Source organism: Lawsonella clevelandensis (assembly GCF_003241315.1).
Taxonomy (GTDB): Bacteria; Actinomycetota; Actinomycetes; order Mycobacteriales; family Mycobacteriaceae; genus Lawsonella; species Lawsonella clevelandensis_A.
This window is the reverse complement of sequence record NZ_QFOZ01000004.1, coordinates 163,112-184,696: the sequence shown is the minus strand read 5'-3', so window position 1 is coordinate 184,696 and position 21,585 is coordinate 163,112. Positions and strand designations below refer to the sequence as shown.

The 21,585-nt window shown below is 55.0% G+C and carries 21 protein-coding genes; 4 read left to right on the top strand and 17 right to left on the bottom strand.

Going from position 1 to position 21,585, the window contains the following annotated elements:
- Positions 1–20 precede the first annotated feature (20 nt).
- From DI579_RS04435 to mshA, 8 genes are all read right to left on the bottom strand, one after another.
- On the bottom strand, positions 21–698 hold the full coding sequence (locus DI579_RS04435) for a trypsin-like serine protease (protein WP_290595889.1): 678 nt from the start codon (positions 696–698) through the stop codon (positions 21–23).
- A gap of 150 nt (positions 699–848) precedes the next feature.
- Positions 849–950, bottom strand: coding sequence for an AURKAIP1/COX24 domain-containing protein (locus DI579_RS04430; protein WP_003402602.1), 102 nt, complete (start codon positions 948–950; stop codon positions 849–851).
- A 176-nt stretch (positions 951–1,126) separates the two neighbouring features.
- Positions 1,127–1,351, bottom strand: coding sequence for a helix-turn-helix domain-containing protein (locus tag DI579_RS04425; RefSeq protein WP_290598275.1), 225 nt, complete (start codon positions 1,349–1,351; stop codon positions 1,127–1,129).
- A gap of 234 nt (positions 1,352–1,585) precedes the next feature.
- Positions 1,586–2,398 carry a pyrroline-5-carboxylate reductase gene (gene proC, locus DI579_RS04420; protein ID WP_303678778.1) on the bottom strand — a complete coding sequence of 271 codons (813 nt, stop codon included), beginning with the start codon at positions 2,396–2,398 and terminating at the stop codon, positions 1,586–1,588.
- Between the two features lie 55 nt (positions 2,399–2,453).
- Positions 2,454–3,140 carry a response regulator transcription factor gene (locus tag DI579_RS04415; protein ID WP_303678777.1) on the bottom strand — a complete coding sequence of 229 codons (687 nt, stop codon included), beginning with the start codon at positions 3,138–3,140 and terminating at the stop codon, positions 2,454–2,456.
- Positions 3,141–4,388: a cell wall metabolism sensor histidine kinase WalK gene (locus tag DI579_RS04410; protein WP_290598278.1), complete on the bottom strand. Its 1,248-nt coding sequence runs from the start codon at positions 4,386–4,388 to the stop codon at positions 3,141–3,143.
- Positions 4,389–4,624: 236 nt separating this feature from the next.
- Positions 4,625–5,389 (bottom strand): phosphoglyceromutase, encoded by a 765-nt coding sequence (locus DI579_RS04405; protein ID WP_290598279.1) that lies wholly within the window; start codon positions 5,387–5,389, stop codon positions 4,625–4,627.
- 116 nt (positions 5,390–5,505) lie between these two features.
- Positions 5,506–6,798 carry a D-inositol-3-phosphate glycosyltransferase gene (mshA, locus tag DI579_RS04400; RefSeq protein ID WP_303678776.1) on the bottom strand — a complete coding sequence of 431 codons (1,293 nt, stop codon included), beginning with the start codon at positions 6,796–6,798 and terminating at the stop codon, positions 5,506–5,508.
- A 195-nt stretch (positions 6,799–6,993) separates the two neighbouring features.
- Between mshA and DI579_RS04395 the strand changes: the two genes are divergently transcribed.
- Entirely contained in the window at positions 6,994–8,766 is a 1,773-nt protein-coding gene (locus DI579_RS04395) for a long-chain-fatty-acid--CoA ligase (protein ID WP_303678775.1), read from the top strand.
- A 71-nt stretch (positions 8,767–8,837) separates the two neighbouring features.
- Here DI579_RS04395 and DI579_RS04390 read toward each other — a convergent pair whose 3' ends face one another.
- Positions 8,838–10,103 carry a UDP-N-acetylmuramate dehydrogenase gene (locus DI579_RS04390; protein WP_290598282.1) on the bottom strand — a complete coding sequence of 422 codons (1,266 nt, stop codon included), beginning with the start codon at positions 10,101–10,103 and terminating at the stop codon, positions 8,838–8,840.
- A gap of 48 nt (positions 10,104–10,151) precedes the next feature.
- Between DI579_RS04390 and DI579_RS04385 the strand changes: the two genes are divergently transcribed.
- Entirely contained in the window at positions 10,152–11,078 is a 927-nt protein-coding gene (locus tag DI579_RS04385) for a class I SAM-dependent methyltransferase (protein WP_290598457.1), read from the top strand.
- Positions 11,079–11,224: 146 nt separating this feature from the next.
- Positions 11,225–12,058, top strand: coding sequence for a hypothetical protein (locus DI579_RS04380; RefSeq protein ID WP_290598458.1), 834 nt, complete (start codon positions 11,225–11,227; stop codon positions 12,056–12,058).
- Between the two features lie 20 nt (positions 12,059–12,078).
- On the opposite strand, the gene DI579_RS04375 is transcribed toward DI579_RS04380, so the two are convergent.
- A complete protein-coding gene (locus DI579_RS04375) occupies positions 12,079–12,822 on the bottom strand; it encodes a 2-deoxyribose-5-phosphate aldolase (RefSeq protein ID WP_290598459.1) in 744 nt (247 codons plus the stop codon).
- A gap of 30 nt (positions 12,823–12,852) precedes the next feature.
- Here DI579_RS04375 and purU point away from each other — a divergent pair, with 30 nt between their 5' ends.
- On the top strand, positions 12,853–13,758 hold the full coding sequence (gene purU / locus DI579_RS04370; protein ID WP_290598460.1) for a formyltetrahydrofolate deformylase: 906 nt from the start codon (positions 12,853–12,855) through the stop codon (positions 13,756–13,758).
- Positions 13,759–13,851: 93 nt separating this feature from the next.
- Here purU and DI579_RS04365 read toward each other — a convergent pair whose 3' ends face one another.
- From DI579_RS04365 to DI579_RS04335, 7 genes are all read right to left on the bottom strand, one after another.
- On the bottom strand, positions 13,852–14,172 hold the full coding sequence (locus DI579_RS04365) for a DUF2516 family protein (RefSeq protein ID WP_290598461.1): 321 nt from the start codon (positions 14,170–14,172) through the stop codon (positions 13,852–13,854).
- A gap of 32 nt (positions 14,173–14,204) precedes the next feature.
- The gene (locus DI579_RS04360) at positions 14,205–15,506 is read right to left on the bottom strand and encodes a DUF445 domain-containing protein (protein WP_290598462.1); all 1,302 of its coding nucleotides are present in this window, start codon (positions 15,504–15,506) and stop codon (positions 14,205–14,207) included.
- Positions 15,507–15,566: 60 nt separating this feature from the next.
- Positions 15,567–16,265, bottom strand: coding sequence for a hypothetical protein (locus DI579_RS04355; protein WP_290598463.1), 699 nt, complete (start codon positions 16,263–16,265; stop codon positions 15,567–15,569).
- A 15-nt stretch (positions 16,266–16,280) separates the two neighbouring features.
- On the bottom strand, positions 16,281–17,369 hold the full coding sequence (locus DI579_RS04350) for a hypothetical protein (protein ID WP_290598464.1): 1,089 nt from the start codon (positions 17,367–17,369) through the stop codon (positions 16,281–16,283).
- A 188-nt stretch (positions 17,370–17,557) separates the two neighbouring features.
- A complete protein-coding gene (locus DI579_RS04345) occupies positions 17,558–18,307 on the bottom strand; it encodes a succinate dehydrogenase/fumarate reductase iron-sulfur subunit (protein WP_290598465.1) in 750 nt (249 codons plus the stop codon).
- Positions 18,304–20,313 carry a fumarate reductase/succinate dehydrogenase flavoprotein subunit gene (locus tag DI579_RS04340; protein ID WP_303678773.1) on the bottom strand — a complete coding sequence of 670 codons (2,010 nt, stop codon included), beginning with the start codon at positions 20,311–20,313 and terminating at the stop codon, positions 18,304–18,306. Before DI579_RS04340 ends, DI579_RS04345 begins: the two co-directional genes overlap by 4 nt.
- Positions 20,314–20,391: 78 nt before the next feature.
- A complete protein-coding gene (locus DI579_RS04335) occupies positions 20,392–21,276 on the bottom strand; it encodes a succinate dehydrogenase cytochrome b subunit (protein ID WP_303678772.1) in 885 nt (294 codons plus the stop codon).
- Between the last annotated feature and the right edge of the window lie 309 nt (positions 21,277–21,585).

Below are 21,585 nucleotides of genomic sequence, written 5' to 3'. Positions count from 1 at the left end.
CCATCAGACCCGTAAAAATTCTAGTCGGTAATACGGAATCCGGGTATGGTTCGACTGGCTCGACTGTAGATAGATTCAATGGGAACGTATGTGGTAATGCCGTCACGACCACCGGAGAGAATACCAATGACACCTTTGTCTGTGTAGACAGCGGAGCCGGAATCTCCGGAGATGGAGCGCAAGGTAGCAGAGGTACCAATAACGATGCCCGGCACAAAAGCTCCGCGCATATAGGTAATTTCATTCTCCCGATTTACTTTTCCGCAGCGCACACCAGATTTAGTGCCGTGGAAGCAGATTTGTGAATCGGGGGAGACTTGGCCGAGGTAGGCAAAGTGGGGAACGTCGTTGTGGCCGACCTTAACATTCGATTGCAATTTGATAACCGCATAGTCAGCAATTTCGAATTGGGCACTTCGTACATGCCCAATTAATTTCTGATTATGGTAGATGGGCTGGCCAACAATTTCTCCCAATTTTCCGTTGACACAATGCCCGGCGGTAAGGAGATACAAACCCCCATGATTATCTCGAACTGGTGCTGCCGCAGTACAAGTAGACGTAGCAACAAGGTACTTCGCTTTAATGGTATCGCCAGGCATAATGACGGTATTCTGCGGTACAGCATAAGCTGCGGTAGGGGCCGCAATAGCCGCAAGGGCACAGGCGAGGGCAAATGTAGCCTTGGCGATGCGCATTAGTACTTCTCTTTTCTAAATGTGACAGTCCGCTATTCATCTTATGGGCTCATATTGAATTTTGTTACCTCGGTTTAAAAAACTTCTTATAAATAAAATGCAGCCGCCTCATTACCTGAGGCGGCTGCATAAAGATCGGTCGAGGTGTGATTACTTGCCGAGCTTACGACGCTGAACACGCGTACGGCGAAGCAGCTTGCGGTGCTTCTTCTTCGACATGCGCTTACGACGCTTCTTAATCACTGATCCCATGGAGATCCCTCACTGTTCTGTATGGTTTTATGCTTATGGCGTACGGGGCGCGATGAGTAATCTTCGCAGTGTTCTCTTCGCAGTGTCTCTGAGAACCAAGGGGTTCTCACGTTATTAATACTCCCGTGGACTAGTAAAGCTTACCCCTACCAGCACGTCATATAAAATTTTTGTTGTTAACCAACCTCGTAGAATGAGGATTTTAGGTAGTCGTCAACTACTCGAGAATCAACTCGGAAGGAACGACCAAAACGAGCCGCGGGCAGCTCTCCGCTATGGACCATGCGATAGACAGTCATTTTTGAGACACGCATAATCTCCGCAACTTCTGCAACAGTGAGAAACGTGGGAGCTTCTCCGCCTTGCGCGGTGAGCGTTTCGTTAGCACCAGTCGATGCCATGACATACACCTCCAGCACGAGCTGTGGCACGAGCTTCCCCACTCGTGGGCCAGTCACACACGTGCTGTATTTAGCCTAACGTGTCTCATGTTAAAAATGCGACACAAGAAACTAATTCACCCAAAGTTTATTCATGGAGTTCCCCTCCAACAGCCCCCATTACCGGAAAGCCCATGACAAACACAGAAGGTGCCTACCCCCGAACAGGGGTAGGCACCTTCTTGTTGCCACTTTTTACATCTTGGGACGCAACTGTTCCGACTTTTTCGCCGCCGCCTCAAGAACGTTATACACCGTGGATCGGAAACCACCATCCTCAAAAGCCCGTAATCCGGCCGCAGTCGTTCCCCCGGGAGAAGTAACAGCCTCCCGTAACTGCGTGGCAGACTTCCCACTATCCTGCAGCATTTTTGCAGATCCCGAGATAGTACCAACCGTCAGTTGTGTTGCTACCTGGCGCGTAAGCCCCATTGATACACCGGCCTCAACCATCGCCTCCACCATAAGGAAAAAGTAGGCGGGGCCAGAACCGGAAAGAGCGGTCACAGTGTCCATATCGGCCTCTGGAACCTCCAAAACAGTACCCACCTCCCCTAGTAGCCGGCAGACCTCTTCCATGTGCTCTGGGCGTGCATAGCGCCCCGCAGACACAGCACACACACCCTCCCCCACCAACATAGGAGTGTTAGGCATAACGCGGACAACAGGGGCCCCCGCAGACAACTGATTCTCATAGAACGCAGTAGGAATACCCGCCGCAATAGAAACGACAACAAGCTCGTTGTCTAAATTCGGTGCTACCTCCGACAAACCCTGTAACACTGCCTTCACGTCTTTAGGTCTGACGGCAATGAACACGTAATCTGCACTCTCCACTGCCTCGTCTATCTCAGCAGCCAGAATGTCATAACGCTTCGTCAGCTCAAAGGCTCTTTCTGCATTATTTTCACAGACAATAATGTTTTCTGGTGCTAAACCACCCTTGATAGTGCCGGCGATGAGCGCCTCGCCCATCTGTCCACCACCAATTACAGCAATCCGTGTCATGCCTATAACAGTGCCATAACGGGAGGACAGATGTCACAACCACGTGCCAGAAAAGTTAGTTTTCAAACTTGTAGCCAAGCCCGCGCACAGTCACAAGATGCACTGGGGAGGAGGGATCTTCCTCAATCTTGGATCGCAGCCGCTTAATGTGAACATCAAGAGTCTTCGTATCCCCGACATAATCGGATCCCCACACGCGGTCAATCAGTTGGCCACGCGCCAGCACACGACCTGCATTCCGCATCAAGTACTCAAGAAGATGGAATTCCTTCAGCGGAAGCTGAACCTCCTCGCCCCGGACAAGCACCCGGTGGGCGTCCACTTCCATGACAACCGGCCCAGCGCTAATAGTCGTTTCCTCCGGGGTGGGAGCCTCGGCGGAACGCTGACGGCGCAGAACGGCATTAATACGCGCAATAAGCTCACGGGATGAATATGGCTTGGTGACATAGTCATCCGCACCAATTTCTAGCCCCACAACCTTATCGATCTCGGCGTCGCGCGCCGTCACCATAATGATGGGAACATCTGAGACCGCACGCAATTCCTTGCACACGTCTGTCCCAGATTTGCCCGGCAGCATAAGATCTAGCAGCACAAGATCCGGCTGGACCCGTGCAAACTTATTAAGGGCGGTCACACCATCGCCCACGATGTCAACATCGAAGCCTTCCCGCTGTAGTAGAAAACCTAGCGGTTCAGCCAGCGACATTTCATCTTCCACGATCATGATGCGGCTCATTTATTTTTTCTCCTCTTGAGTGGTTACACCAGATAATTCCTGGGTATCTGCGGGCAGAAACCCCAGAGTAAACGTCGATCCAACACCCGGCTTGGACCATACCATCACTGCACCGCCCATATTGAGGGCAATCTGCCTGACGATAGCTAGACCTAAACCAGTGCCGCCCCGTCCACGTGAGCGGGCTTTATCAACACGGTAAAAACGTTCAAAAATGCGATTAATGTGCTGGGGAGGAATACCCATCCCCTTGTCCGAGACCTGCACAATGCACAGTTCTTGTTCATCGCGCAGTGTGTGGTTAAGAGACATGTAGCAGTTAGTGCCGGACATTCTCTCCCGCAACGTTCCAACCCGGATACGCTCCCGGGACACCACTACCCGCTTACCTTCCTCGGAATAGCGGATAGCGTTCTCGATAAGGTTATGAATGGCCATAACGAGAAGTGCCTGATCCCCCCACACCAGGAATCCCTCGTGGCTATCGAGACGGACCGCGACATCATATTTGTCCTGCGAGTGACGCGACCGAGAAAGCGCCTCTGACACAACATCATCAAGATTGACGATCTGCGGATCTGTAAGCTTCTCGGCTCCTTGCAGGCGGGACAATTCCATCAACTCAGAAATAAGCTGAGCCAATCGCATTGCCTCGGACTGCAATCGTTCACCAAAGTATTTAACCTGCTGCGTATCCGTAACATCGGCAAGAAGTGCCTCCGCTAAAAGGGCAATAGCACCCACGGGAGTTTTCAGCTCATGCGAAACATTGGCGACAAAATCACGCCGTGTTTTTTCCAGGCGAGCTTCCTCAGTTGCATCGATACAGTAAATAACGACAAACTGAGAATCCCCCTCCTCCAAAGGCTTCATCATGACGCGCAACGATTCCACAGGCTTCGCAATGCGGTAGGACGTCTTTGGCTGCATGTGGAATATGACGGGTTCTTTACTGGAGAATACTTGCTCCACCGTAGACCACAGTTTGTCATTGACATGCCGATTTTCCACAAGGCCAAGGAGACGGGCTTGTTCATTCGTCAGCACAACATCTTGCATGCGATCAACTAAGGCCACTCCAAAAGGAGCAGTGTCGGCAATACGGCGCAGCGCGTCAAGTTCACTAATGCCAGTGTCATCATGATGGTCAACATGGACAGGGCGATCTAAGAAATGATGAATAATACGTGGGCAAAAGACACCGAGAACAACGCCCACAATAAAAACGATGAGAGCGATTAGTGTCACATATCCAGCCTTCACACTTTCCATGGTACGAAATATTCGAGATGAAGGATGAACTAGAAAACCTCAAATTTGCTCGAAATCTATGTTTTACCCCCTATTTCAATGCGATGTCACTAATAATTCATCTCTCTGTAAATAGGTAGAGACACGCAGGAAACCGCTAAGGAACAACGAAAAACGGGAGACACCCCACCGAAAGGTGGAAAGTCTCCCGTTTAACGACGGTATAAAAACTCTTACTTATTACCCTGAGCAGCCACAGCAGCAGCTCCAGCAGCAGCAGCCTCGGGATCGAGGTAGTCGCCACCAGGGTTGGTAACCTTCAGCTCGCCATTAGCAAGCTCGAAGTGGTAAACCAGCGGAATACCGGTAGGAATGTTCAGTCCTGCAATATCGTCATCAGAGATATTGTCGAGGTACTTCACCAGTGCACGCAATGAGTTGCCATGAGCAGCAACCATAACGTTCTTTCCGGCCTTCAGGTCCTGCTCGATGCTCTCGTGGTAGTAGGGCACCAGACGGTTCACAACGTCCAGCAGGCACTCGGTAAGCGGAACCTCATCGAGGTTGGCGTAGCGAGGATCATGAGTCTGCGAGTACTCGTTCTCGGGATCGATAGCCGGCGGCGGGGTGTTGTAGGAACGACGCCAGAGCATGAACTGCTCGTCACCAAATTCCTTCTTGATCTCAGCCTTGTTGAGACCCTGCAGTTTGCCGTAGTGACGCTCATTCAGACGCCAGTCACGCACGACCGGAATCCAGTGGCGGTCAGCTGCATCCAGTGCAATCTGTGCAGTCTGGATAGCACGACGTAGAAGGGAAGTGTAGAGGACGTCAGGCAGGACGTTCTTCTCAACGAGAAGTTCGCCACCGCGCTTTGCTTCAGCCTCGCCCTTTTCCGTCAGACGAACATCTACCCAGCCAGTGAACTGGTTGGAAGCGTTCCACTCTGACTGACCGTGACGAAGCAGGATCAGAGTTCCAGGTTTATTTTCAGCCATGCCCCTATTCTGCACCGTCAGCACCCCATTGTAAAAGGGGAATATGTCACAAAAGGAGGGCACCACAATGAACATTAGGTGTAGGTGTTAAGGCTTGAGCACTGAACAACTGAGCACTAAGACAGTGACGGCCCGTAATAGTTATCCCGCGCCCGTCGATAACAATCCACCAGCTTCGAGCCCGTCCGTGACCATGAAAAATTCGCCGCATGCCGTGACGCCGCCACCGCCAAAGCAAACCGCAACGCATCATCATCCAATACCCTGCCGAGCACATCCGCCCAATGCAGCGGATCATGCCCATCAACGAGAAGCCCACTGACCCCATCATCAACAGCTAATGGCAGGCCACCCACATTAGTGGCTACTACCGGCGTGCCACAGGCTTGTGCCTCCAACGCCACCAGTCCAAAAGACTCATTATGGGAGGGGACGGCCACTACATCAGCAGCGCGGAATACCTGCACCAACTTTTCCGGTGGCATGGGACGGAAGAACTTTACATGTGCTTCTATTCCCAGCCTGGCCACTTGCTCCTGCAATACCGTGGGGGCATCTAGACCAGAACCGGAAGGCCCGCCCACAATAACAACAGTAAGGTGACGATCCGGATGACGGCGCAACAGTTCCGCAGTGGCGTCAATCAACACATCTGGTGCCTTCAAACGCTGAATACGCCCCACAAAAGCAATGATCTGATCCTCTAGAGGCAGCCCCAACTCACGTCGAGCTACCTCCGTTGCCCCCGGACCACCAGGCGAAAAAAGACTGAGATCCGCACCCGGAGGAATAACGTCAATACGCTGCGCCCGCGCCCCCAACATATCCACGAGCTCTTGTTTTTCCGCCGGAGTGTTAGCAGTAAGACGCGTCGCGGACGCCGCAATCTTATGCTCCGCCACAAGCCGATTCTGTGGTTCGGGCGTATCCCCCTCCGCCAAACTGGCATTCTTCACCGCCGCCACAGTGTGAAAAGTATGTACAAGCGGCACCTGCCACAATTGCGACGCGATCCGCCCCACCTGCCCTGATAGCCAGTAGTGGGAATGGATAAGGTCGAAGTATCCGGCCCCATGCCGCGCCTCCACCTGCATGACCCCATGCGCAAAAGAACAGAGTTCCTGCGGCAAATCATACTTGTTGAGGCCTTCTAACGGGCCAGCGAGAATATGCCGCACACGCACACCCGGTTCCTCTTCCTCCAGAGGATCCCGAGACGATTCGGTAGCGCGGGTAAAAATCTCCACCTCAATACCGCGACGCGCTAGCTGACGCGCTGTCTGCAGTACAAAAACATTCATTCCTCCAGCATCTCCAGTTCCGGGCTGCGCCAGAGGCGATGTGTGCATAGAAAGGAGTGCCACACGGCGTATTAAAGGACCGCGAACATGGGGGGAAGCGGAAGGCATAGTCCTATTCAACACCGAATACGACGCATCGTCTATGCTGCCGCGACTCTCCCGAGATGCTTTTTCTACAGAAAATATGGCAACAAATAAATAATTGCCACTACCAGGCATCACAGGTATTTACTACTAAGTAACTCGTTTCCGCAGGTAACCATACTTCGACCATTTGAATCAATGTAGATTAATCTATTAACCATGAGTTCACCACTACCGCCCAACGGGGAACCCACCGATCGTCAGAAGATTTGGTGCGGTAACTACGAAGACGGCGTTCCCGCGCGCCTTGAACAGGCAACGCGTACCATCGTCGACGTCTTCGATTCCAGTGTGTGTCAGTGGGCTGCCAAAGATGCTCTCGAATTTTTCGGCAAAACTACCACCTTTGCAGAACTAGCAGAACAGGTAGACCGCTGCGCGGAAGGACTCCGCCGTATGGGAGTCACCAAAGGCGATCGCGTGGCTCTCCTCCTCCCCAACTGTCCAGAAGCCGTCATCGCTTTCTACGGCATTCTACGACTAGGCGCAGTAGTCGTGGAACATAATCCGCTCTATACAGAACATGAACTCGCCCAACCTTTCTACGACCATGGCGCACGCGTAGCGATCTGCTGGGACAAGATCGCCTCAAAAATTGTGAAACTGCGGCGCACCAGCGATCTGGAAAACGTCGTCACCGTCGACATCACCCAATCACTGCCGAAAAAACTACAATTCGCCCTGCGTCTTCCCTTCCGGAAAACTCGCAAATTACGCGAATCTATGACGTCTCCCACCCGGCACACATTCCCCTGGGAACGTCTCCTCGACCATCCCCGCATCGCGGTTGAGCATCCCCGTCCCTCTATTGGGGATCCTGCTCTCATGTTGTACACCTCGGGTACCACCGGAACTCCCAAAGGAGCCGTCCTTACCCACTTCAACCTCGCCTCCGAACTCGCCATGTCGCAGGCATGGATCCAAAAAGCTATCCCCGGGAAAGAAACTATCCTTGTCACTCTTCCCCCCTTCCACGCTTACGGCATACTCTCCTGCACGCTTCTGGGAGTCAGTATTGGGGCTAAACAAGTCCTGCTCCCCAGCCCCGATATCAACCTCATTATGAAGGTATTTAAACGGGAAACCCCCACCTTCATTCCCGCTGTGCCACCCATTTACCAGCGCATATTGCGCGAATCTAAAAAGCGGAAGATCTCCATTAAAGGTGTCCGCCTCGCTTTCTCCGGCGCTATGTCTCTTCCCATGGAACTTGTTGAAGAGTGGGAAAACGCCACCGGTGGCATCATTACCGAAGGATATGGGCTTACAGAGACGTCTCCCATTATCGCCGGCAACCCCATGGATCCGGCACTCCGTAAAGCAGGTTCCGTTGGCGTCCCCTTCCCCGAAACTGAAATCCGCATTGTGGATGTAGCTGACGGTGTCACAGAACTAGACTTCAATGAACCCGGTGAACTCGTTGTGCGTGGCCCGCAAGTATTCTCCGGCTACCACAACATGCCCGACGCCACCGAAAAGGCCATGCACGGCGGCTGGTTCCACACCGGCGACGTTGCGGTGATGGATGAGCACGGCTACATCACCATCGTTGACCGCCTGAAAGAAATGATTATTACCGGCGGTTTCAACGTCTACCCCTCCGAAGTGGAAGAAGAACTAGCTGAACACCCCTCCATTGCAGAATGTGCAGTAGTAGGAGTACGCAACCGTAATGGCGGCGAAATGGTAGCCGCTGCAGTTGTTTTAGAGCATGGTGCACGGCTCAATGAAGAAGCCCTACGCGACCATTGCCGTAATTCCCTCACCCGCTACAAAGTCCCCAAACGCATTGTGGCATTGGAGGAAATCCCCAAGAACGTGATGGGCAAAGTGCTCCGTAAAGAAGCCTCCAAACAGGTGCAGGAATTCATTGACCAGCACCCCACTCCCATCGTTCCCACGCAGGAATCACACGACCGAGACAGCAAATAAGTCGCCAGCGGGAATAAAGCGAGAATAAAGCAGCTCACCACTCAAGCCGTTCGGCTGACTGCGCAGCCAGGTTAATCGAGAGGTGGAAGCGCACATCCCACGAAAACAGGTTCGGGGACAAGCTCCACCCCGAAACGCTCCCACACACCATCGCGTACCTGCTGTGCCACCTCTAGAAGCTCCGCTGTGCCCGCAGAGCCCCGGTTAGTAAGAGCCAACGTATGACGGGTACTGAGCGTGGCAGGGCTCCCCTCCCCCGGGAAACCTTTTGTAAAACCAGCCTTATCGATAAGCCAGGCCGCCGACAGTTTCACCCCACCCTGTCCGGGGAACTTCGGCATCACATCGGTATCAATACCAGCCGCCGCCAACTGCGCCAGCACATCCGCAAACATGCTTTCGGAAATAATGGGATTCGTAAAAAACGAGCCGGTAGAAAAAGTATCCGGATCCGGTGTAAAAGTCCCGGCTACCGTCTCACACCACACACCCGCCGATGATGGCTCCCCAAAACCCAGAGCGCGCACCCCCGCACCACACACCACCATGCCTTTACCGCGACGCAACTCCAGCACAGTTTCCCGCGCCACACCTACTGGTACCCGCTCCATCGGCTGACACCCCAAACGGCGCGCCAACTCCCGGTAGCGGATTGGTGCCGATAAACCATCCCGGCGCAGCCGCAACTCCACCGCTGTCACCACCGCGCGGTGCGTGAACTTCATATTCGAGTAGCGGTACCGCAGATCTAGCCGATCAGCCGTTTCCCACTCCACTGCCCCCGTCAGCCGGTCCACAAGCTGCACCCGCTGCAGCACAGACTCCATCTCCACCCCGTAGGCACCCACATTCTGCACCGGAGTAGCCCCCACCTGGCCAGGAATACCCGACAAGCACTCAATACCGCCCCAGCCGCGTGCAACCGTCTCCGCCACACACTGATCCCACGTAAGCCCAGCCGGAACCTGCACCGTCACCGAACTATCCGACTCGCGCACTACCTGCAGATGCGCACCTGCATGGTCAGCGTCTACAACGGACTGGCGCAGCAGCACCATTTCATGTCGAGGTACCCCGGTAGATTCATCCCCCACAATAAGATTCGAGCCGCCACCGACAACAAAAAGCGGTACATCGGCCCGCAATGCTGCCTTTACCACTGCACTAACCTGGGTAGGAGTTGTGCACGTTACCATTCCACGCGCCGGCGCACCCACCTGGGACGTGGTGAAATCGGCAAAACTCACCTCTTTAGCTACCTGCGCGCCAACCGCACGGGCAGCCTCCCACACGCCCTCTAGAGCGCTGCTGGACAGAATGGCTTGATTGTTTGGCATGCTCTCAGGATACCCGTTTAGCCAGGAAACACCGGTAGGCTTGCTACTATGCGAGCAGCCGACGCACGGGTAGAGGGAATTCCCACCACAGTCCCTCGCACTCCACCCGCACACGCCCTGGGAACCGTCACCCGCGGTACCACCGGGGTCAATCGGCTCCGCAAATGCGACCGCTGGATGTGCCACCACCCCGCCATCCGCAGTGCGCTCCGTAACGCCGTCTGCAACACCGTCCCCTCCGTATCTGCCGACACCTGTGCCAACACTTGTACCGATGCATGCACCGATGCAGCAACAGGCGCCCCGCTCGCTATCGATCTGGGATACGGCGCCGCCCCCTGGACCACTGTTGAGATGGCTACGCGTCTCCGCACACATGTCTGCCCCACCCTTGAGGTCGTCGGGCTAGAAATTGATCCCTCCCGCCTCTTCCCTCCCCAAAACGGTGTGCGGTTTGAACTCGGTGGCTTCGAGCTGAGCCACTACCACCCCTCCCTCGTCCGTGCCTTCAATGTTCTCCGGCAATACAGTGAAGCAGAAGTAGGGAATGCCTGGCGCATTATGCAATCGCGTCTTGCCCCCGGCGGACTCATCGTCGAAGGCACCTGCAATGAGGTGGGACAGCGCGCCGCCTGGATCCTGCTGGATAACGAGCGCCCCCGCAGCCTCACCCTCGCTTGGTCCCCTACCGCCGTCACCACCCCGTCCGATGTTGCCGAACGACTCCCCAAAGCACTCATTCACCGCAACGTTCCCGGCGAAAAAATCTATGACCTTCTGCAGGCCGCCGACGCAGCCTGGGACGCCACCGCCGGATATGCCACCTTCGGCCCCATCGACCGCTGGCGACGCGCTAAAAACCTCCTGCGGGAAAACGGCTGGCCCGTCGATAGGCAGCGCCGTAAACTGCAAGACTGCATTCTTACCGTGCCGTGGGAAGCCGTCGCCCCCGCAGACAATGTTCTCGGCTATTAAACCCGCAATTGGCAATGGAAAGGGCACGGACACATCTCTCAACAGAGCCCCGTGGAGCTTCAGCGAAGAATGCGGTGCACCTACAGTAACGCTTGTGATGGCACATACAGTGGCGAATGAACCAGCACACCTGGAACAATAAAAGCATGACTGAACCTGGAACCCCGCAAGGACAGCTCCCCAGCCGCCATCGCGCTGCCATCCCCCTCATCCTTATTGCTCTTTTCACCATTGTGCTGATTTGTCTCGGCATTGAGCTCTACACTCGCCACAGCATCGGCTCCCAGGTTGCCGACTCCATCTCCGCCGACATCAACAAAAACTGCACCGACAACCCCAACGATGAGGAAAGCTGCCGCAATATCGGTGTGCCCGTTCACACTGCCTTCGGTTCCAAACCCATCCTTTTCGGTCTCTCCTCCAAGACCCTGCCGCAGATCAATGTCACTATCGGCCCCATGCCACCTGCTGATATGCGTGCTGGCACACTTGTAGAATTCGACGCCAAGGGCATCAACTACGCCGACAAAAATAACCTGCACTTTGACAGCGCCCACGCCACGCTGACCATTCCCCCCGCAACACTCAAAAACGTCATCAACAATGAGTTGAAAAAGCAGGGAGGACTACTCGCTGATTCCGCTACCGTCACCGCCGTCAACTATCAGCCCACATCCAGCAGCGTTGATCTCATCTTCAATGACGGCTTCGCGAAATTCAGCATCATCCCCACCGTCCGCGACGGCAACTTCTCGTTTGAGCTCAAAGACGTCGCCATCGCCGGCTTCCACAACAACACTCTCGTAGATGCCCTCCGCGCTATCCTCCCCGAATTGTCTGGAGAATACGTTAAGCTCCTCCCCGCTAATTTCACCGCCGAATCAGTCACTATTAAAGACAACTCCATTGTGGTGGAGCTGAACGGTAAAGACTTCACCAGCCAGGACCTTATCCACGCCAGTGCAGTAGACCGCAAATAGCTCACGGGCTAAAGGCCGGGTCACAGCGCTGGCATACCAGCCAGAACGGCCTCCACCTCTGTTTCCGTACAGCCTAACTGCGTGGCCCCTGCCGCCATCGCTGCAAGTGCACACTCCGCTGAATCCACCCCACCCATTGCTTTAATACCGAGTTTTCCGCCGACGGTCTCCGCCATAATCTGCACTGCGGGCACAAGCTGCGCACTCTTCGGCGACGCTCCACCAGCCATGTGTAGCCCGGTGGACGCCACCACCATATCCACGCCTACAGTCGCAGCGATCCGGCAACAGCGCGCCAGACGCTCTGCCCCATCCGGCAAGGTCAGCAAATATCTCGTATCCACCACAAACTGTAGTATGACCGGGGACGGCACAGCCTCCCGCACCGTCACCATATCCGCCATAAGAGCATTCCAATCCCCCGCCACAATCGTTCCCAGATGGGACACCGCACAAATCTCGCTGGCCCCCTGATCCACCGCTAGGCGAGCCGCAAACGCCTTCGCAAGGCTGCAGTCCGTCCCCCACGGATAATTCACTAGCGCCCCCACCGGTACTTGTGCCTGCGGCTGCGGCACACAACTAGATGGCACATAGCAGGCGTTCAGCCCCCACTCGTCTGCCCGTGCAACCACATCCCGCACTTCATCTGCAGTGCGTTCTGGCGAGGTCACCATCAGATCAATAAAAGCCGCTAGTTCAACACGGTTGACGGGTAAATCAACACCATGATTAACAGATGCTGTGTCATCAAGAAATGTCATAGCTCCAGGCTACCCGCTAAAATATGGCACATGATTGTGAACGACCAGAAGCCCGCCATGTCCGGCAATGAACACCGCTACGTTCTTACCCTGGACTGCCCCGACCGCGTCGGCATCGTCGCCGAAATCTCCAAGTTTCTCGCGGACGTAGGCGGCTGGATTCTGGAAGCTGCCTACCATGCAGACCCTGTCTCCGGCTGGTTCCACACTCGTCAAGCTGTTCTTGCCAGCTCCGTCGACATGAGCTACGACGAACTTAAAAAACGCTGGATAGAAATGGCACAGCAAATCGGCCCCGACGCCCACGCCCAGGTAACTGACACCGCCATCTTGAAACGCGGCGTCATCCTCGTCTCCAAGCAGGGTCACTGCCTCCACGACCTCATGGGCCGTATTCACCACGGCGACTACCCCATGGACGTGGCCTGCATCGTCTCCAACCACCCCGACATGGAACCCGTCGCCGACTACTACGGCATCCCCTACCACTACGTCCCCTTCGGACCCGGAGAACAGGGAAAAAGGGAAGCCTTCGACGTCATTGCCAACATTGTTGATGCGGAAGAACCCGACGTTATTGTGCTTGCACGATTCATGCAGATTCTTCCCCCCGACCTCTGCGAACGCTGGGAAGGACGCTGCATCAACATCCACCACAGTTTCCTCCCCTCCTTCATGGGAGCCCGTCCCTACGGCCAAGCCTATAAACGCGGTGTGAAACTAGTGGGTGCCACCTGCCATTTCGTTACCAGTGACCTGGACAATGGCCCCATCATTGAACAAGACGTGCAGCGTGTCAGCCATGCCGACACAGAAAAAGACATGGTGCGTAAAGGCCGCGATATTGAGCAGCTTGTGCTCGCCCGTGGCTTGCGCTGGTTCCTAGAAGACCGTGTACAGGTGCACAACCATCGCACGGTTATCTTCGGCTCATAAAGCATAAAGGCCGGCTCATAAGCTGTAAAACCACGTCTTAGCTGCTGCGCCGCCTAATACACTGGACTAGCTAATGCACTGAGCTAGTTTGTTCTAGCGAGTCCAGTTATTGCCGTAACCGTCCTGTGAAAAGTTCACCAGGTTATCCATTTCTTTCCGCTTTGACCCCCAATAGACGCCCACAATGACCCAGGCGATAATCACCAGGGTAATCATGCGGTAGCCCAAGGAAAGAGCATTCATCAGTAGCACGATGAGGGATGCCACGAGCATAGCTACCCAGCCAGTTTTGGATACTTTTCCAGTGAGTTCAAAAGCATCCGCTCGCATCCGGGAAGCATGCACAATAGAGCGAATCGCAAGAACACCACCGATGAGTGCCAATACAGCCACGACGAGCATTTCAATAGGCACACTCAGAACATAGGTTGTAAAAGACAAACTGATTACACCCCTAAGACGAAGAAAGCGATGGTGTAGATAAGGAGGCCGGCAAGCGAACCTACGATAGTGCCATTCATACGAATGAACTGCAGGTCTTTGCCCACTAGTACTTCGATTTTATCGGAGGCTTCCGCCGCATCCCAACGCTCCACGGTATCAGAGATAATGGCAGTAATTTCTGGGGCGTAGTTGGAGGCTAAATGCTTAGAGGCAGCCACTACTCGCTCAGTGATAACCGCTTGCACTTTCTCGCTTGTTGCCATCGCGCGTCCCATAGACACAACAGCTTGGCGTGCTTTACGCCGCAGCAGACTATTCGGGTCAGCACTTGTGCGGAGCAGCATTTCCTTCGTACTGATCCACGTTTTTTCTGCGATACCCGATGTAGCTTCCTTCGCAAGGATATTCCTCTTGATCTCCTCAACTTTTTCTATGGTCTTCTCATCGGTACGGAGATCATCTGCTAGCTCCTGGAGCCACCGCTTCGCCGCTAGACGTGCCTCATGCTCCGGATCGTGAGCAACTTTAACTGTCCATTCCATCAATTCACGGTGAATACGGGAACCCAAAAGATTCTGCAGAACTTGCGGCGCCCACACGGGGCTATCCTTGTCTACAATGCGCTCAATAGTAGGACCGGCCTTCACCGCCCACTGCGAGACCTTATCCGCCAAGAATTGGATAGCGGGCTCTTCCTTCCCGGAATCTAAAAGTTTTTGGAGATATTCGCCAAGCTCCGGGGCAAGAACACGATCATCTAACTGTCGATGCAGCGTGCGGTCGAATAGCTCCAGCATTTCCTGATCATCAATAACATCCAGGACACCTTTGACGGCTGTGCCAAGCTCCCCGGATACTTTGTCGGCATTCTCCGGCTTCTGCAGCCATTCGCCGAGGCGTTGGGGAACATGCGCCGATTCAATCTTCTCCCCCACTAATTCCGGGTTGAGGAAATTATCGGCGACAAACGTCGCCATACTGCTCCCCATCTTGTCTTTCTGCTCACTGATGATGGCAGTGTGCGGAATGGGGATCTTTAGGGGGTGGCGGAAAAGCGCTGTCACTGCGAACCAGTCTGCTAGACCACCAACCATGCCGGCTTCCGCAGCAGCGCGTAAGAATCCCAACCACACCCAGTCGTAATGACGTTGCAGAATATGGCAAACGATGAAAATAACAGCTGCCACCACCAGCATTGAGGTGGCAATTGTGCGCGTCTTTTTCAGCTCTGCCCGTTTAATACGCGCCTGTTCAGGCTCAATATCGGGAAGCGGCAGTGGGGTTTTCTTTACTGGAGAAGTCACACTTCGATTCTGCATCAAAAATAAAATTTTGGTAGCGCATATCTGTTAGCGCGTAGCTAGCTAGCCGTATGTGCGACTAATTTTTTCTACTTGACCTGCAAAAATAGCATTCAAACTAGCTGTCTGCTGCGCTGTTGGAAGAGCCTTTCGCGATCGCAAAATAGCGATAACACCCACTCCATGAACATTCCCATAAAGATAGGTGGAGGACACGGTACTGTCCTGCACAGTACCGTGTGCGCTGTTGTGACTGAGCGCAATACGTTCTTGATATGCGCGTGCCCCCGGTGTCTTATCGGGAACACTATAGGGTTTAACGCTGACACCCAGGGTAAGGCCGCTGCCCTGTCGTATATAGTGCTGGCACAGGTCGATATATCTATCAATATGCGTCAGCGAACCGGCAGGACGGACAAGCAGTAGGGCAACAACCACTTCAGCAGCCGGGTATTCCAGATACTCACCCGCTTGATTATCGGCAGAAGCAACGGAAAACCACTGTTTTGACGGTTCCCTGCACTCCGCGCGGGAAGGCTGTTGGGTGCCTTCCGTGGCACGGCTCAACTCATTCCCGCGAATAGGCGAGGAGGAAAAACCCTGCGGTAATTCCTTCTCCGCGACGAGAAAATCCTGCACTGGGACACTCTCAAAACGAGATTCGGAAGTACTACAGCCACTCACTCCCACTGCTCCCGCCATGCTGAGCGACAGGGAGAGAGCTAACGGTAGTAGCAGCGTGCCAGCAGATTTTCTCCTCATTAGCTGTTATTAGCCCTATGCTTGGTTTCCTTGTTCTGCAGCTTGACGCGCAGCTTCAGCAGCAGCATCCATAGCCTTCTGCCACTCTTCCGCCTCCGGTGTTCCCGGACGTGGAGGAACGGGAGCGTAGGAGACGACAAGATCCCACGGGTTCGTGCCCCACGATGCGGCAGCGACTGTGGCAATAGAGCCCTGTTCGGCAGGATCAGTACTGCTGTCTGCGGCAACGATAGTGGGTCCAGACACAGGCTTATCGACAGTATCCCAGAATTGTGCATCTTCAGGATGCGGGAATGTTTCAATAACGATCTGGTCCCCATCATCCTCATCAGTGTGGAAAATACCGAAGAGGACATAGTGATCAGGATGCTCCTGGCCAGCTGGTTTCTGGTCTAAATCGCTTGCTTTCTCAACAATGGCATACTGGCCACGTGTAGGGTTTTCAGAAGCGATACGACGAAGGAACGCTTCCACATCCTCCCACGGATTATCCTCAGTTTCTTCCGGGTCGCTGAGGTGGAAGGTGTGGGTACGCATGTATATATCCTCCCCTTCCGCATCTTTATCTCCCTGCATTGGCTGCGTCACATCAGGATGCCCGGACCAGCGGTCTTTGCTGGGGTCGTCGACAACTTCTTTGGAGACCCGCTCCGCAACCATAAGCGTGCCAGCGGCAGGAGTAAGGAGACCTATCTCGCGCAGGCCGGAGGCGGGGGTAAGAGTACGTGGAATGGAGTTACGTCCCATAATGTCGCTGAGGCGTTCGGGATCGTCGACGGTCCAGAGGCTACCACCGATCGCGCTAAAAATGCTCACCATATGGGCAGCAACCATACCGAGGACGACGGGCATGGGCTCATTCGGATTGAAGGGGAGTTCCGGCATTTCGCCGCGCTCCATCTTTTCCCGCATCGTTTTTACAGCTTCAGAGAGCTTGTCGTAAGTTTCCTGGTCAATTTCCCCACTGTTGTAGGCAGCTTCGATTTCCGCATAATTCTGGTCAAGGATTTCTAGAGCGGCATTAATATCTTCTTGACTAGGCGCTTCTGGCGTAGTTTGAGCACCATCTTGCCAGTTCATAGGGATATCAGTGGGGTTAGTCATGAAAAACCTTCTTTATGAGACGGTAATGCCCTTCCAGCCTACCGAGCTTACGCCGGCATGGCTGTTAACTGGGCAACCTAAAGGAAAAACTTATACCACATAGAAAACTGGGGCGTACCCCGGAGGGTACGCCCCAGTCACCGAACTGTAGCGGGGCCGGCCGCAACAGTTATAGGGAGGTAGTGTTTTTAGTCGTCCTTACCACGGAACATGCGGCGCAGACGCTCCCGGTTGATGGCAGCTACTGCGGTGATGGGGATGCCTGCCGGGCAGACCTCAGCGCACTCACCGTAGTAGGAGCAAGAACCGAAGTCCTGCTCGAGAACATCAACCATATCCTTGGCGCGGCGACCACGCTCGAGAGAGCTTAGTGGCTGCAGAGCCAGGTGCATGAGCTTAGCACCGGTGAACAGGTGGGCTGCACCGTTCGGGCAGGCTGCGACGCAGGCACCGCAACCGATGCATGCAGCGTAGTCGAGGGAACGCTCAGCCTGGGCGTGGTTGCTGTTAACAGCGTCAGCGTCGGGGGCAGTACCGGCGTTGATGGAGACCCAGCCACCTGCTTCAAGCACGCGGTCAAGCTTGCCGCGGTCGATGATGAGGTCCTTAACCACCGGGTACACCGCGGAGCGCATGGGCTCCAGGGTGATGGTGTCCCCATCCTTGAAGGAGGAGAGGTGCTGGTGGCAGGACGGGGTGTTCTTCTTCGGGCCGTGGGGACGTCCGTTGACGTTCATACCGCAGCAACCGCAGATGCCTTCACGGCAGTCGGACTCAAAAGCGATAGGCTCTTCGCCGGCTTCGATAAGGCGATCGTTAAGGCGGTCGAGCAGCTCAAGGAGGGTCATTGCCTCGTAAGCGTCATCGACGTCGTATTCACTGAACGCGCCCGGGGCGTCGGGGCCAGCCTGACGCCATACCTTCAGATGCAACTTCATTCTTTGTAGTTCCTTGTCATCAGCGGGACCTTGTCGAAGGTCAAAGGTTCAGCGTGGCGGATGAAGGAGCGTTCGCCGCCCTTCTCGCTACCAGTGGATTCCCAAGCGGAAACGAAGCACCACTTGTCGTCAACACGGTCGGCTTCGCCTTCTGGAGTCTGGTGGTCATCACGAACGTGTGCACCGCAGGACTCGTCGCGGTCCGCAGCATCAATTGCCATCAGTTCTGCAAGTTCGAGGTAGTCGGCAACACGGCCGGCACGCTCCAGCACCTGGTTAAGGTCGCCTTCCTGGCCGGTGATGTTGAGGTCAGACCAGAATTCCTTGCGGAGGGCACGAATGCTGTCGAGGGCGTTCATAAGGTCCGGTACGGTACGGAACACGCCAACGCCCTTGTACATGATTTCGCCGAGCTTGCGGTGGAAGTACTCGGGGCCGTGGTTGCCGTTGATCGACATGAGGGCGTCGATACGGTCCTGGGTCCGGGTGAGGGCTTCCTGTACGGCCGGGTCGCTCTGCTCCAAGGTAGGAGTGTTGAGCAGCTTGGCCAGGTAGTTCGGGACGGTGTAGGGGAGGGTGAACCAGCCGTCAACGCATGCGGACAGCAGGGAGTTAGCACCCAGGCGGTTAGCGCCGTGGTAGCCCCAGCCACACTCGCCGCCGACGAACAGGCCCGGAATGGAGGTCATCATGTTGTAGTCGCTCCACAGACCACCCATGGTGAAGTGGACGGTGGGGGCGATACGCATGGGAACCTCGTAGGGATCCTCGTTGGTGGCGTCCTTGTACATGTGGAAAAGGTTGCCGTAACGCTCGGCGATGGTGTCCTTGCCGAAACGCTGGATGGCGTCGCGGAAGTCCAGGTACACGGCGTTATGGAGAGGTCCAACACCGCGTCCAGCGTTGATTTCGCGGGAGAGGGCACGGGAGGCCACGTCACGCGGAACCAGGTTGCCGAAGGCGGGGTACTTACGCTCGAGGAAGTAGTCGCGTTCCTCTTCGGGGATCTCGTTACCGGGGCGGTCGTCGCCTTCCTTCTTCGGCACCCAAATGCGGCCATCGTTACGGAGAGACTCCGACATGAGGATGGTCTTGGACTGCCAGTAGGAGTTCTTCGGCAGGCCTGTTGGGTGGAACTGCACGAAGGACGGGGAGGCGAAGTAGGCGCCACGCTGGTGGGCACGCCAGGAAGCCGAGGCGTTGGAGTTCTTTGCCAGGGTGGAGTCGAAGTAGACGTTGCCGTAACCACCAGTGGCAAGAATGACGGCGTGTGCGGTGTGAGCGGTGATTTCGCCGGTCACCAGGTTACGCACAACCACGCCCTGGCAGCGGTTGTCCTTCACAATGAAGTCAAGAACTTCTGCGCGGGTGGTCAGTTTAACAGTGCCGCAGTGGATCTGGCGCTGCAGTGCCTGTGCGCCAGCCAGCTGAAGCTGCTGTCCTGTTTGGCCACGGGTGTAGTACGTACGGGATACCTGCACGCCACCGAAAGAACGAGTGGCGAGGGTGCCGCCGTATTCGCGGGCGAAGGGGGCACCGATGGCATCCATGTGGTCAATAACGCGGACGCCTTCTTGACCCAGTCGGTAGGCATCGGCCTCGCGGCAGCGGTAGTCGCCACCTTTTACCGTGTCTTTAACGAAGCGGTAGAGGGAGTCATTATCAACCTTGCGGCCACGGGGGGAGTTAACGCCACCCTGGGCAGCAATGGAGTGAGCACGGCGGGGTGCGTCGTGGTAGGTGAAGGCCTGCACGTCGTAGCCGAGTTCACCGAGGGCAGCGGCGGCGCCGGAACCGGCGAGGCCAGTGCCAACAACGATGATCTTGAATTTACGACGGTTGAGGGGGCTGACGAGATTGAAGTGAGCCATCGCTTCATCCCATGCGACTGGTGTGGGGCAATCCGGCACATGGCCATCAAGCACATCACCAATGGTGACGCCAGGGACGATGGAGGCGGGTGCCACAAAGTCCTGTGCAGCCGAGGCAGAATCGGTAGTAGTCACTGCCTGCGTCTCCTTATCTTCTTTAGCTTGGAAAGCTTCGAGGGTAGAGGTGTGTTACCAGAAGCTTATGAGGGTGAACTAGGCGATCATGCTCAGGGCAGCCGCAGCCATGGCGGCGTGAGCAGTTCCGTCATATCCCTGGTTGGGGATAGCGACATCAACGTGATCGATGGCGCCACTGGCAACGCAGATAACGATGACCAGGTTGCCGAGAACAATGAGGCCAGCGATGATGCCGCCGATGATCGAGAAGGCAGCGCGCAGGCGACGGCCTGTGGCACCGAAATCGTTAGCGGTAGTAGCAACACCGTGCTCAATGTGAATGAGCAGAAGCAGCATGGTGATGACGTAGAAGGTAGCAACACCAGGACGATCGAACGAGGAGATCATGTTGTTGTATGCATCGCCATGTTCGAAGTCAGCGCCGGTGTCACCAACAGTTAAGTCGAGGATGTGGTAGACGATGAAGCATGCCAGGATCAGACCAGAAATGATCATGAAGCGAGCAGATACACCACGAGCAGTGCTGACCTTACGGGGGCCGCTACCGTGTGCCTGGCGTCCGCGAACGGCAAGCAGAATGCCGGAGGCGAAGTGCAGGATGATACAAATGAGCAGCACAATGCGGAATACCCACAGCACGCCTTCGTAGCCGAAAAGGCCACCGAGTAGGGTGCGGAGCCAGTGTGCGTAGTCATTCATTGCCTGGGCTTGCTGACCGATCTGGTCAGGTGAGTAGCCCTTGGCGAGGTCGTGCTGCGTGATCGTGTAAGTACTCTTGAACATCTTCAAGTTACCGATCATGTGGACGAGCAAGAAGAGTGAGAAAATCCAGCCAGTGATGGCCATGATGAACTTGGCGACCCAGCTTGGGTAACCAGGCTTCTTGCGGAGGTGAGCGCGATTAGTGGTGCCGGTCTTCGCCGTATTGCGCTCTGCGACGGCGGTACTGTTTCCGGCCATGGAACCTCCCTATTGTTCGGGTTTACCTGACTTAACTCTAACGCTTTTTAGTAGCTTCTAAGATTCGTAAAAAATGCCCTTTTTGCAGGTTAGGACACCCTTAGTTGTGTTTTTAAAAACACAACACGGGTGCGTCGTTCGAGAGGTCACCGAGCTTATTTAAATAAGAGTTTTCTTTTGTAAAGAAGAAGGAAAGATAAAAACGTGGGAATAATGTTCCCTAAAAATACGTTCACCAGCTTATTTAGTGATTATGTAGAGTTACTCCAGTACTAAAGTGTGTTCAAAATAATGGTCTAGTAATGGTTT

Excerpts from the sequence above, each read along its gene's own strand:
- DI579_RS04435 (WP_290595889.1), bottom strand. The coding sequence starts at position 698 with ATGCGCATCGCCAAGGCTACATTTGCCCTCGCCTGTGCCCTTGCGGCT.
- DI579_RS04430 (WP_003402602.1), bottom strand. The coding sequence starts at position 950 with ATGGGATCAGTGATTAAGAAGCGTCGTAAGCGCATGTCGAAGAAGAAG.
- DI579_RS04425 (WP_290598275.1), bottom strand. The coding sequence starts at position 1,351 with ATGGCATCGACTGGTGCTAACGAAACGCTCACCGCGCAAGGCGGAGAA.
- proC (WP_303678778.1), bottom strand. The coding sequence starts at position 2,398 with ATGACACGGATTGCTGTAATTGGTGGTGGACAGATGGGCGAGGCGCTC.
- DI579_RS04415 (WP_303678777.1), bottom strand. The coding sequence starts at position 3,140 with ATGAGCCGCATCATGATCGTGGAAGATGAAATGTCGCTGGCTGAACCG.
- DI579_RS04405 (WP_290598279.1), bottom strand. The coding sequence starts at position 5,389 with ATGGCTGAAAATAAACCTGGAACTCTGATCCTGCTTCGTCACGGTCAG.
- mshA (WP_303678776.1), bottom strand. The coding sequence starts at position 6,798 with ATGCCTTCCGCTTCCCCCCATGTTCGCGGTCCTTTAATACGCCGTGTG.
- DI579_RS04395 (WP_303678775.1), top strand. The coding sequence starts at position 6,994 with ATGAGTTCACCACTACCGCCCAACGGGGAACCCACCGATCGTCAGAAG.
- DI579_RS04390 (WP_290598282.1), bottom strand. The coding sequence starts at position 10,103 with ATGCCAAACAATCAAGCCATTCTGTCCAGCAGCGCTCTAGAGGGCGTG.
- DI579_RS04385 (WP_290598457.1), top strand. The coding sequence starts at position 10,152 with ATGCGAGCAGCCGACGCACGGGTAGAGGGAATTCCCACCACAGTCCCT.
- DI579_RS04380 (WP_290598458.1), top strand. The coding sequence starts at position 11,225 with ATGACTGAACCTGGAACCCCGCAAGGACAGCTCCCCAGCCGCCATCGC.
- DI579_RS04375 (WP_290598459.1), bottom strand. The coding sequence starts at position 12,822 with ATGACATTTCTTGATGACACAGCATCTGTTAATCATGGTGTTGATTTA.
- purU (WP_290598460.1), top strand. The coding sequence starts at position 12,853 with ATGATTGTGAACGACCAGAAGCCCGCCATGTCCGGCAATGAACACCGC.
- DI579_RS04355 (WP_290598463.1), bottom strand. The coding sequence starts at position 16,265 with ATGAGGAGAAAATCTGCTGGCACGCTGCTACTACCGTTAGCTCTCTCC.
- DI579_RS04350 (WP_290598464.1), bottom strand. The coding sequence starts at position 17,369 with ATGACTAACCCCACTGATATCCCTATGAACTGGCAAGATGGTGCTCAA.
- DI579_RS04345 (WP_290598465.1), bottom strand. The coding sequence starts at position 18,307 with ATGAAGTTGCATCTGAAGGTATGGCGTCAGGCTGGCCCCGACGCCCCG.
- DI579_RS04335 (WP_303678772.1), bottom strand. The coding sequence starts at position 21,276 with ATGGCCGGAAACAGTACCGCCGTCGCAGAGCGCAATACGGCGAAGACC.